Source organism: Rhodovastum atsumiense (assembly GCF_937425535.1).
GTDB classification, from domain to species: Bacteria; Pseudomonadota; Alphaproteobacteria; order Acetobacterales; family Acetobacteraceae; genus Rhodovastum; species Rhodovastum atsumiense.
In genome coordinates this window covers 6,007,456-6,019,451 of sequence record NZ_OW485601.1, presented here as the reverse complement: position 1 = coordinate 6,019,451, position 11,996 = coordinate 6,007,456, and the positions used below count along the sequence as shown (strand labels likewise).

At 69.8% G+C, this 11,996-nt stretch carries 10 protein-coding genes; all 10 read left to right on the top strand.

Translation table 11 applies throughout. The annotated features are described in order from the left end of the window. The first annotated feature begins 32 nt into the window (after positions 1-32). On the top strand, positions 33-758 hold the full coding sequence (gene tolQ, locus NBY65_RS27080) for a protein TolQ (RefSeq protein WP_150044384.1): 726 nt from the start codon (positions 33-35) through the stop codon (positions 756-758). Between the two features lie 17 nt (positions 759-775). Continuing rightward, a complete protein-coding gene (gene tolR / locus NBY65_RS27075; RefSeq protein WP_150044382.1) occupies positions 776-1,309 on the top strand; it encodes a protein TolR in 534 nt (177 codons plus the stop codon). A gap of 40 nt (positions 1,310-1,349) precedes the next feature. After that, entirely contained in the window at positions 1,350-2,369 is a 1,020-nt protein-coding gene (locus NBY65_RS33930) for a hypothetical protein (protein ID WP_284347521.1), read from the top strand. A gap of 116 nt (positions 2,370-2,485) precedes the next feature. Further along, complete coding sequence (gene tolB / locus NBY65_RS27065; protein ID WP_150045361.1) at positions 2,486-3,859, top strand: Tol-Pal system beta propeller repeat protein TolB; 1,374 nt, start codon at positions 2,486-2,488, stop codon at positions 3,857-3,859. Between the two features lie 214 nt (positions 3,860-4,073). Beyond that, positions 4,074-4,547 carry a peptidoglycan-associated lipoprotein Pal gene (gene pal / locus NBY65_RS27060; protein WP_150045362.1) on the top strand — a complete coding sequence of 158 codons (474 nt, stop codon included), beginning with the start codon at positions 4,074-4,076 and terminating at the stop codon, positions 4,545-4,547. Between the two features lie 276 nt (positions 4,548-4,823). After that, the gene (locus NBY65_RS27055) at positions 4,824-5,705 is read left to right on the top strand and encodes a tetratricopeptide repeat protein (RefSeq protein ID WP_150045363.1); all 882 of its coding nucleotides are present in this window, start codon (positions 4,824-4,826) and stop codon (positions 5,703-5,705) included. 178 nt (positions 5,706-5,883) lie between these two features. Further along, on the top strand, positions 5,884-7,188 hold the full coding sequence (tilS, locus tag NBY65_RS27050; RefSeq protein WP_239003217.1) for a tRNA lysidine(34) synthetase TilS: 1,305 nt from the start codon (positions 5,884-5,886) through the stop codon (positions 7,186-7,188). Positions 7,189-7,321: 133 nt separating this feature from the next. Next, positions 7,322-9,247: an ATP-dependent zinc metalloprotease FtsH gene (gene ftsH, locus NBY65_RS27045; protein WP_150045364.1), complete on the top strand. Its 1,926-nt coding sequence runs from the start codon at positions 7,322-7,324 to the stop codon at positions 9,245-9,247. A gap of 332 nt (positions 9,248-9,579) precedes the next feature. Then, positions 9,580-10,953, top strand: a complete 1,374-nt coding sequence (gene glmM / locus NBY65_RS27040) for a phosphoglucosamine mutase (protein WP_150045365.1) — start codon at positions 9,580-9,582, stop codon at positions 10,951-10,953. Positions 10,954-11,169: 216 nt separating this feature from the next. After that, positions 11,170-11,991 (top strand): bifunctional hydroxymethylpyrimidine kinase/phosphomethylpyrimidine kinase, encoded by an 822-nt coding sequence (thiD, locus tag NBY65_RS27035; RefSeq protein ID WP_150045366.1) that lies wholly within the window; start codon positions 11,170-11,172, stop codon positions 11,989-11,991. Positions 11,992-11,996: the final 5 nt, after the last annotated feature.

Here is an 11,996-nt window from a genome sequence, read left to right as displayed (position 1 = left end):
CGCGGCCGGTGGTCGCGCTGCTGTTGAGGGGAATGGCGGAATTGGACCGGGCGGTTGACGCGGTGAACATCGGAACGGCGGCCGGCGACCTGTCGATCCTGAGCCTGTTCTTGCAGGCCGACATTGTCGTCAAGCTGGTGATGATCCTGCTGGTGCTGGCCAGCGTGTGGGTCTGGGCGATCGTGTTCGAGAAGATCACCACCCTGCGTCGGGTCAACAAGGCGGCCGACAGCTTCGAGGACCGGTTCTGGTCCGGCGGCAGCCTCGACGAGCTGTTCGAGGACGAGGGCGCCAAGCCCACCCATCCGATGGCGACCGTCTTTGGCGCCGCGATGGCGGAATGGCGCCGTTCGGCCCGCGTGGCCGGCGCCGACGTCGCCCGCAGCGGCGTGCGCGACCGGGTGGAGCGGGCGATGAACGTCGCCATCCAGCGCGAGATGGAGCGGATGGAGCGCTGGATGATCTTCCTGGCCTCGGTCGGCTCGACCGCCCCCTTCGTCGGCCTGTTCGGCACGGTCTGGGGCATCATGCATTCGTTCTCGGCGATCGCGGCGATGCACAACACCAATCTCGCCGTGGTGGCGCCGGGCATCGCCGAGGCGCTGTTCGCCACCGCGATCGGCCTGGTCGCGGCCATTCCGGCCGTGCTGGCCTACAACAAGATCAGCACCGACCTCGCGCGCTTCGCTGCCCGGCTGGAACAGTTCGCCACCGAGTTCGGTGCGATCCTGTCGCGCCAGAGCGAGGAGCGCGCCTGAGGTAAGGAGAGACGACGATGGCCGCATCCCTGCAGGGTCCCGGACGGGGCCGCGGCCGCTACCGGCCGCTCGCCGAGATCAACGTGACCCCGCTGGTCGACGTCATGCTGGTGCTGCTGATCATCTTCATGGTGACGGCGCCGCTGATGAGCAGCTCGGTCAATGTCGACCTGCCCAAGGTCAACGCCACCCCGATCAACCAGGACAACGAGCCGCTGCAGGTTTCAGTGAATGCGCAGGGCCAGGTGTTCCTGATGGATTCGCAGGTGGAACTGTCTGAACTGGTGGCCAAGCTGCAGGCGATCGCCCAGGACCAGAAGGACCGGCGCATCTTCGTGCGCGGCGACCGCGGCAACACCTATGGCCGGATGATGGAGGTGATGGGCACCATCATCCAGGGCGGCTTCACCAAGGTCTCGCTGCTGACCGAGCAGGTTTCCGGCAAGGCCGCTTCCTCGGCGCCGGGCGCGGCACCTGCCGTTACCGCGCCGGCCCCGGCCAGTGCGCCGGCCCCGGTGGGCGCGGCGCCACGCCGGCAGGGCCGCGGCTGAGGCCAGGCAGACGACAGCCCGGCCAGGTGGTGCTTTGCCCATGTTCACGCCCGTGACCCGCCTTCTGTTCTGGTGGCGGACTCGTACCCCGCTCAGCCGCAGCGCCGCCGTCTCGGCGCTGCTGCATCTGCTGGTTTTCCTGCTGCTGGTGACCGGCCTCAATATCCGCATGCCGGAAGAGCCGCCGCTGATGGAGGTGGAACTGGCGATGGAGACGGCCGAGCAGGGGCCGCCCCAGGAAGCGCCGAAGGCCAACGTGCCGAGCCCGCTGCCGGCGCCCTCTTCGCGGCCGGCGCCGCAGGTGACGCCGCAGCCGCCGATTCCGGAGCCGCCCAAGCCGCAGCCGGTCGAGCCGCCGCCGCCTCCTCCTCCTCCGCCGCCTCCACCCCCGCCGCCGCCCACGCCGGAACCGCCGCCGCCGACGCCGCAGCCGCCCGCGCCGCCGCCGCCTTCGCCGGAGCCGTCGCCGCTGCCGGTGCCGCCGCCGCCGCCGCCCGCGCCCCCGGCGCCGCCGCCGCCCACGCCGCAGCCGCAACCGCCGGCCCCGACTCCGCCGCGGGTGCCGCCGCCCCCGGCGCCGCCGAGCCGCACCAGCCAGCCCAACGTGACGAAGAATCCGGCGCCTGACAGCCCGGCGCTGGAGAACACGCTCGAGCGGCTGCGCGCGCTGCAGCGCCAGCAGCAGCCGCCGACCGCGCGCGCCAACCCCGCCCAGGGCAGCAGCGGCGGCAGCCCGAACGGCACGCTGACTGACAAGCTCAACACCGCCCAGCGCGGCGCCATCGGCGAGCGGGTGCGGGAATGCTGGACCAAGGACGCCGGCGCGCTCGACCTCGAGAAGATGCAGGTGCTGCTGATGGTCACCGTCGACGGCGAGGGCGTGGCACGTGACGCGGTCGTGGCCGACGAGGATCGCGGCCGTCTTGGCGATCCGCGCTTCCGCGCTTTCGCCGAACGGGCGGTACGTGCGGTGCTCAACCCGCGCTGCGCCAACCTGCCGATGCCGCAGGGAGTGGTCCAGGGCGGCCGGGGCACGCTGAAGTTTCGTTTCAGACCATAAACGAAGACGATCTCGGCCGGGAATTCACCCCGATGACAGATCATGGCATGTGCTGCACGGATATCCTCCGGCAGTTGCGACCGATTCCTGAGATTTCTGCGGACAGGTGACCTAGCATGACGGATGACCTGAAGCCTTCCCGCCGCGTCCTCATCGCCGGCACGGCGGCGACGCTGTTTGCCCCGGCCATCGCCGCGCGACGGTCCTGGGCGCAGGATGCCGCACCCGGCAGTGCGGTGATCGACGTCAACCGTGCGCGGACCGACCCGATTCCGATCGCCATCCCCCCGCTCGTGGCGGGCGGCGGCGACACGGCGCGGCTCGGCCAGGACATCGCCGGCGTCATTTCCAACAATCTCGGCCGCTCCGGGCTGTTCCGGCCGATCGACCCGGCCGCCTTCATCAAGGCGCAGGGCGGCGGCGACGTGCCGAACTTCCAGAACTGGAAGGCGATCGGCGCGCAGGCGCTGGTGACCGGACGGGTGGAAAGCCAGGGCGGCGACAAGGTCCGGGTGGAATTCCGCCTGTGGGACGTGCTGCCCGGCCAGCAGATCCAGGGCACCGCCTATACCACCACGCTGTCGAACTGGCGGCGCATCGCCCATATCATCAGCGACGTGATCTACGAGCGCCTGCTGGGCGAGAAGGGCTATTTCGACACGCGCATCGTCTACATCGCCGGCAGCGGGCCGCGCGACCGGCGCGTCAAGCGGCTGGCGATCATGGACCAGGACGGCGAGAACAACCGCTTCCTGACCGATGGCGGCTTCATGGCGCTGACGCCGCGATTCCATCCGACGCGCGATGAAATCGCCTTCATGAGCTACCTGAACAACCGGCCGCGGGTCTACCTGTTCGATCTCGGCTCCGGCCGGCAGCGTCTTCTCGGCAATTTCGACGGCATCACCCTCTCGCCGCGGTTCTCGCCGGATGGCGGCAGCGTCGTCATGGCGCAGACCACCAGCACCGGTGGCTCGGCGATCATCCAGGTGCCGGTGGGCGGCGGCGGCGGGCGGCGGCTGACCGATGGCAGCGCCATCGACGTCTCGCCCTGCTTCAGCCCGGACGGCTCGCAGATCGTGTTCAACTCCGACCGCGGTGGCGATCAGCAGCTCTATGTCATGAGCGCGGGCGGGGGGGGCGCGCGGCGCATCAGCTATGGCCAGGGCCGCTACGCGACGCCGGTCTGGTCGCCACGCGGCGACCTGATCGCCTTCACCCGCTTCGGCGGCAGCGGTTTCGCGATCGGGGTGATGCGGCCGGACGGATCGGGGGAACGGATTCTCTCCGAGAGCTATTTCTGCGAAGGGCCGACCTTCGCCCCGAATGGCCGCGTCATCATGTTCTGGCGCGAATCGCCGGCGCGCGACGCCCGTGGCTCCGGCTTCTCGGCGCGGCTCTATTCGATCGACATCACCGGCTTCAATGAACGGGCGGTGACGACACCGACGGATGCATCCGATCCGGCCTGGTCACCGCTGGGCGCTTAAAAAACATGCGGAGCGGCGAGGCACTGTGGTACGGATGCATAGGTTCATGGATGACATGTGCCTTCCAGATGACAGCAATCCTTGACCGCGTTCATTCCGCCGGTCTAATGCGACCATGTATTGGCAACGGCGCTTCGACCGGAGCCGTCGCTCCGCCTGTACGGCCGATGATCAGATCGTCAAGATCAGCAGCTCTTCCAGGGATGCAACACCGATGAACATCAAGATGCTGGGCGCCTTCGCCGCCGTCGCTCTCGTTGCGGCCTGCGCGAACACGGACCAGGGCGCAACTGCCGGGTCCGGCGCGCAAGTCACCACGGCGGGCCCGGTTCCGGGCAGCCAGGAGGATCTGGTGAAGAACGTGGGGGACCGCGTCTTCTACGCTTTCGACAAGTCCTCGCTGCAGGCCGAGGCCCGCTCCACTCTGGACCGTCAGGCCGCCTGGCTGCAGCAATACGGCCAGAACAACGTGCAAGTCGCCGGCAACTGCGACGAGCGCGGCACCGAGGAATACAACATCGCGCTCGGCCAGCGCCGCGCCAACGCCGCGCGTGACTACCTGGTGGCCAAGGGCGTGTCCGCGGCCCGCATCACCACGATCAGCTACGGCAAGGATCGTCCGGTGGCGCTGGGCTCGAACGAGCAGGCCTGGGCGCAGAACCGCAACGCCATCACCTCGGTGCGCTGAGGCCGTCAGGCCTCACCGCTACCTTCGACCCGATCGAATCCGCAACGGTTTCGATTTGCTACGCTACAGGAACCGGCGGCCTTCGGGTCGCCGGTTTCCTTTTGTGCAGTTTCGAATCCGGGATCTTCCGCCTGAGGCAAAATCCGTCCGGGTTGCGTCCGTATTGCAGGGGCCGCGTGCCAGCCACCGCACGGCCCTCCGTTGGCCCTGATCCGTGTGACAACCCGCACGAGCCTGCTTAGAAGACCCGCCATTTCGCCCTGCACGGAGTCGTCGATGAAGCACGTCCTTGCTGCCGTCCTGCTTGTCGCGTTCGCCCTGGTCGCGAGCGTGCCGGCGTATGCGCAGTTCGACAGCCGCGAGGCGATCGGGCTGAACAACCAGATTGCCGAACTCCGGCGCGACCTGCAGATGCTGCGGGAGCAGGTGGCGCGTGGCGGTGGCGGTGGTGGGGCCGCGGCGGCGCCGTCTTCGCTCGGCAGCCGCGGCAGCTTGCCGCCCTCCGGCGCCAGTTCGGATCTGCTGGCGCAACTGCTCGATCGGGTCAGCAACCTCGAGGACGAGGTGCGGCGCCTGCGGGGCCGCGTCGACGAAGGCGACAACGCGCGCCAGCGGATGGGCGAGGACCTGTCCAAGCAGATCGGCGATCTCGCGTTCCGCGTCGACGGCATGAGCTCGGGCGGGGCGTCGCGACCGGGTGCGCCGGCCGCCCCCGCCGCCCCGGCGGCCGCGTCGCCGGCCGCGCCTGCGCCCGCCGCGACCGCCACGCCACGCCGCACCCCCGAGCTGGTGCTGCAGGAAGGCAATGCCGCCCTGGCCCGGCGCGACTACGCGACGGCCGAGCAGGCCGCGCGCGAGGTGCTGTCGGGGCCGCGCACGCCGCGCAGCATCGATGCCAATTTCCTGCTGGCGCAGTCGCTGGCGGGACGGCGCGACTGGGCCAAGGCCGCGGTCGCCTATGATGACACTTACAATCGCAGTCGTACCGGCTCGCGCGCCCAGGACAGCCTGCTGGGCCTGGCCACAGCCTTGAGCAATCTCGGCGAAAAGCGCGCCGCCTGCGAGACACTGGGCAAGCTGACCTCGGAGTTTCCCTCGCCGCGGCCGGAGGTGCGCAAGGGAATCAGCGACACCCGGCAAAGCGCGGGCTGCCGCTAGAAGTGCGTAAAAGACCAGGGCTCTGCCCTGGACCTGCCAAGGGCCACAAGGCCCTTGGATCCCATTCTCGCTGCGCGGCACAGAGTATTGGGTTCCAAGGGCTTTGCCCTTGGTGGAGGTCCAGGAGGCGAAGCCTCCTGGTCGGGTGCGGGGCAACGCCCCGCCTGCCGCTTCGCGCATGACCCCGATCGCAGCCCCCGAGTTCGCGGCGCTGATGGCGCCGCTGGGGCCGTTCGAGCCGGCGCCGCTTCTGGCGGTCGCGGTCTCGGGCGGGGCCGACAGCCTCGCGCTGGCGCTGCTGGCGCGCGACTGGGCGCGGGCGCGCGGCGGCATGGTGACCGGACTGGTGGTGGATCACGCGTTGCGCCCGGAATCCGGGGCCGAGGCGGCGCTGACGCTGCAGCGGCTGGCCGGACTCGGCATCGCGGCGCGGCTGATCGTGCTGCAGGGGTTGGCGCATGGCCCCGCTTTGGCGGCACGGGCGCGGGCGGCGCGGCATGCGGCGCTGACCGAGGCCGCGGCGGGGCTCGGCATCGTGCACCTGCTCATGGGGCATCACGCCGGCGACCAGGCCGAGACGGTGGCGATGCGGCGCCTGGCCGGCAGCGGCCCGGCGGGACTGGCCGGCATGGCCGCGCTGGTCGAGGGACGATCGCTGCGCCTGCTGCGCCCCTTGCTGCCGGTGCCGCCGGGCCGGTTGCGCGCCACGCTGCGCGCGGCCGGGCTCGACTGGGTGGAAGACCCGTCCAACCGCAACCCGGCGGCTCTGCGCGCGCGGCTGCGTCTGGCGCGGGGCGATGCGGACGGGGCAGGGGTGCTGACCCGCGCGGCCGGGGAGGCGGCGGCGGCGCGCGGCGCGGCGCGGGCGGCGGTGGACCATGAGGTCGCGGCCGAGCTGGCGGCACGAGTACGCCTGCATCCGGGGGGCTATGCAATGGTGGCGCCGGGGCCGTTATCGCCACCGGCGCTGGGGGCGTTGCTGCGCGTCATCGCCGGCGCCGCCCATGCCCCGCCGCCGGCGCAGGTGGCTGCCCTGGCCGTTGCGCTGCGGCCGGCGACGCTGGCGGGGGTGCGGGTGATGCCGGCCGGTCGGCTCGGCCCGGGCTGGCTGCTGCTGCGGGAGGCCGCCGCGATGGCCGCCCCGGTGCTGGCGCGGCCGGGGGCGGTGTGGGACGGTCGGTTCCGCCTCGCGGACGGGGCGGCGCTGCCAGAGGCTGCCTGGTTCGGGGCGGTGGGTGACGATGCCGCAAGGCTGCGGCACCTGAAGGCGGCCCAGCATCTGCCGGCGGCGTTGCTGCGCACGCTACCGGCGCTGCGGCTTCACGGAGAACTGTTCGTCGTGCCGCATCTTGGCTATGCTGGCCCGGTGTCTTGCCACTTAACGATAATTCTTCACGCGGTCGAGTCACCTATTGCCGGTGCACCCTTTCTGCCGTCGGCGGGGTTGTGCCCGAAGGGTGTCCAGGCCAGGGTGGGGATGTGAAACGCCAACGGGCTCCCTATGTTCTGTGCTGGCGGGAACGGCCGGACGAGGGTCGGAACCGGGGGATTATCTGCCGCGGCGGCGCGGCGGGGTCCGTAACACGAATATATGGCTCGTCAGGCCAGGGAATCGAATGAGCAATTTCGGCCGCAACCTCGCTTTATGGGTCATCATCGCGCTGCTGCTGGTGGTCCTGTTCAATTTGTTCCAACCGGGAACCAACAGGTCCGGGGCGACGCAGGTCGCGTATTCCGACTTCATCGGCGAGGTAACCGCCGGGCGGGTGCGTGACGTGGTCATCCAGGGCCGCACCGTCTCCGGGCAATTGACCGACGGTCGCAGCTTCCAGACCTATACGCCGGAGGATCCGGCCCTGGTCTCGCGGCTGACCGAAAAGGGCGTGCGTGTCATCGCCAAGCCCGAGGACAGCGACGTCAATCCGTTGCTGCACTATATCCTCTCCTGGTTCCCCATGCTGCTGCTCATCGGCGTGTGGATCTTCTTCATGCGCCAGATGCAGTCGGGCGGCGGCCGGGCCATGGGCTTCGGCAAGAGCCGGGCGCGGCTGCTGACGGAAAAGCAGGGGCGCGTGACCTTCGAGGATGTCGCCGGCATCGACGAGGCCAAGGGCGAGCTGCAGGAAATCGTCGAATTCCTGAAGGATCCGCAGAAGTTCCAGCGCCTTGGCGGCAAGATCCCCAAGGGCGTGCTGCTGGTCGGCCCGCCGGGCACCGGCAAGACGCTGCTGGCGCGCGCCATCGCCGGCGAGGCCAACGTGCCGTTCTTCACCATCTCGGGTTCCGACTTCGTCGAGATGTTCGTGGGCGTCGGCGCCTCGCGCGTGCGCGACATGTTCGAGCAGGGCAAGAAGAACGCCCCCTGCATCATCTTCATCGATGAAATCGATGCGGTGGGGCGTCATCGCGGCGCCGGACTGGGCGGCGGCAATGACGAGCGCGAGCAGACGCTGAACCAGATGCTGGTCGAGATGGACGGCTTCGAGAGCAATGAAGGCGTCATCCTGATCGCGGCCACCAACCGGCCGGACGTGCTGGATCCGGCGCTGCTGCGCCCGGGCCGCTTCGACCGGCAGGTCGTGGTGCCCAACCCGGATGTGAACGGTCGCGAGAAGATCCTGCGCGTGCACATGCGCAAGGTGCCGCTGGCCTCCGACGTCGATCCGAAGACCATCGCCCGCGGCACGCCCGGCTTCTCCGGCGCCGATCTCGCCAACCTGGTCAACGAGGCCGCGCTGCTGGCCGCCCGCCTGGGCAAGCGCGTGGTGGCGATGGCTGAGTTCGAGAACGCCAAGGACAAGGTGCTGATGGGCACCGAGCGCCGCTCGCTGGTGATGAGCGAGGCGGAGAAGCGCATGACCGCCTATCACGAGGCCGGCCACGCGCTGTGTGCCCTGCACGAGCCGGAATGCGACCCGGTGCACAAGGCCACCATCATCCCGCGCGGCCGCGCGCTGGGCCTGGTGATGAGCCTGCCGGAGGGCGATCGCTACTCCAAGAGCAAGTCCAAGCTGCTCGCGGAGCTGACCATGGCGATGGGCGGGCGCGCCGCCGAGGAGATCATCTTCGGCGCCGACAAGGTCTCCAACGGGGCCGCCGGCGACATCAAGATGGCCACCGATCAGGCCCGCCGCATGGTCACCGAATGGGGCATGAGCGACAAGCTCGGCATGATCGCCTATGGCGACAACAGCCAGGAAGTGTTCCTCGGCCATTCGGTGACGCAGAACAAGAACGTCTCGGAGGCGACGGCGCGGGAGATCGATGCCGAGATCAAGTCGATCATCGACACCTCCTATGCCAAGGCCCACACCGTGCTGACCGAGAATCTCGAGGAACTGCACCGGCTGGCGCGCGGGCTGCTGGAATACGAAACGCTGTCCGGTGACGAAATCCGCACCGTGCTGCGTGGCGACCCGGTGATCCGCAAGGTGGTGGACGAACCGGCGCCGGAAAGCCGCCGCGCCTCGGTGCCGACTGCCGGACGGCCGGTGCCGCCGGCGCCGGCACCGGGCCTGGGGCCGGCACCGCAGCCCGGCTGATCCGCGGCGCCCTATCCCGAATCGCCCGCCCTTTTCCCCCACCGGGGGAAAAGGGCGGGTTTTTTTGTGCTGGCGTGTTCGGGTTGGGGGCGCCCTGGCTTGTCCATGACCGGCGCGGAAACACTTCGCCATTAAAGTTGCATATCAAGAGATAGACCTAAGGCATTCTGGCTGTTTACTGTCGCAGGCAAAGCACTTTAGTGTGGCAATAGTGATGGATGCAGGTGTATCCGTCGCGGAATCGGAACGCCGGGGCAGGGGCCGTATCGGGCCCGCACCGGGATCAGGGGGCCGCGACAGGTGCGGCTCCCGGCATATGGGATAAGCGCTGCATGACGACCAAGCGACGCCTGTTCGGCACCGACGGCATCCGTGGCACGGCCAATACCGAGCCGATGACGGCGGCCCTGGCGCTGCAGCTGGGTCAGGCCGCCGGCCTGATCTTCAAGCGCGGCGCGCATCGCCACCGGGTGGTGATCGGCAAGGACACCCGGCTGTCGGGCTACATGATCGAACCTGCGCTGACCGCCGGCTTCATCGGCGCGGGCATGGACGTGGTGCTGGTCGGGCCGCTGCCCACCCCCGCCATCGCCATGCTGACGCGCAGCCTGCGGGCCGATCTCGGCGTCATGATCTCGGCCAGCCACAACCCGTACGAGGACAACGGCATCAAGCTGTTCGGCCCGGACGGCTACAAGCTTTCCGACGAGACCGAGGCCGGGATCGAGGCGTTGATGGAGGGCGACCTCACGCCGCAGCTCGCCGCGCCGTCCCGGCTGGGTCGGGCCTCGCGGCTGGAGGACGCGGCGGGCCGCTATATCGAGGCCGCCAAGGCCAGCTTCCCCCGCGGGTTGCGACTGGAGGGGCTGCGCATCGTGGTGGATTGCGCCCATGGTGCCGCCTATCGGGTGGCGCCGACGGTGCTGTGGGAGCTGGGCGCCGAGGTGATCCCGGTCGGTGTCGCCCCCGATGGGTTCAACATCAACCGTGGCTGCGGCTCGACCGTGCCGGAGATGATGTGCACCGAGGTGAAGCGCCAGGGCGCGCATCTCGGCCTGGCGCTGGACGGCGATGCCGACCGGGTGATCCTGTCCGACGAGCAGGGGACCATCATCGACGGCGACCAGGTGCTGGCGCTGATCGCCGGGTCCTGGGGCGAGGCGGGGCGGCTGACCGGCGATGCGATTGCCGCCACGGTGATGTCGAACATGGGGCTCGAGCGTTTCCTGGCCGGGCGGGGGCTGCGGCTGGAGCGCACCCAGGTCGGCGACCGCTATGTCATGGAGCGCATGCGCGAGAAGCGGCTGAACCTGGGCGGCGAGCAGTCGGGCCACATGATCATGTCCGACTATGCCACCACCGGCGACGGGCTGCTCGCGGCGCTGCAGGTGCTGGCGGTGCTGGTGCAGAGCGGCCGGCCGGCGAGCGAGGTCATGCGGGTATTCACACCGTTTCCGCAGAAATTGAAGAGTGTTCGGTTCCGGGGGGGCTCGCCGCTGGCGCAGCCCCGGGTTGCCCAGGCGATCGCCGCGGCCGAGCTGCAACTGGGCAGGTCGGGCCGGCTGTTGATCCGCAAGAGCGGCACCGAGCCGGTGATCCGGGTGATGGCCGAGGGCGAGGACGAGGTGCTGGTGACGAAGCTGGTCGACGGGCTGTGCGACGAGATCGCCGCCGCGGTTGAGGAACCGGCCCAGGCGGCTGATTAAAAAGACTAAAGAGCCGAGACCAGAGATGTAGGGCGGACGCAGTCCGCCAACGCAAGCCGGCAACCTTGCGGCGCTTTGCGATGGCGGATTGCGCTGCGCTGATCCGCCCTACACCTGGGGTCCGGGGCAACGCCCCGGAACGATCCGCGCGAGAGGCCAGCAGCGCTCCTCACCCGGCCCATGCTAAGCTCCTGATCTTCGAAGTGGGAAGAAACCATGAAGGGTCGGGTGCTGGTCATTGCCGGGTCGGATTCCGGCGGCGGCGCGGGAATACAGGCGGACATCAAGACAATCACGGCGCTGGGTGGCTTCGCCATGACGGCGATCACGGCGCTTACCGCCCAGGACACGCGCGGGGTGCATGACATCCACCCGGTCCCGCCGGCCTTCGTGCAGGCGCAGATGCGGTGCGTGCTTGGCGATCTTGGCGCGGATGCGATCAAGACCGGCATGCTCGGCGACGCCGCGGTGGTGGATGCCATCTGCGAGGTGCTGGCGGAGCAGGCCGGCGAGCCGGCGCTGGTGGTTGATCCGGTGCTGGTGGCCAAGGGCGGGGCGCGTCTGACCGCCGATGCGGCGCTGCAGCGGATCCGTGACTTCCTGTTGCCGCGGGCGGCGCTGATCACCCCGAACCTGCCGGAAGCCGAGGTGCTGACCGGGCTCTCGATCGCCGACGAGGCCGACATGCAGCGGGCCGCGGCGGCACTGCTGGCGCTCGGCGTGCCGGCGGTGCTGTTGAAGGGCGGGCATCTCGACGGCGACAGGCCGGAGGTGGTGGACCTGCTGGCGACCCGGGACGGCGTCACCGCCTTCCGCTCCCCCCGGATCGCCACGCGGCACACCCATGGAACCGGTTGCACCCTGGCGAGCGCGGTGGCGGCGGGGCTGGCCCAGGGGATGCAGATGGTCGATGCGGTGCGCCGCGCGCGCGCCTATGTGCAGGCGGCGATCGCGGCGGCACCGGGGCTGGGCGGTGGGCACGGGCCGCTCGACCACAGCGTCACCATGGATCCGGCGCGGCTGGTGCGGCGGGCCTGACCCCG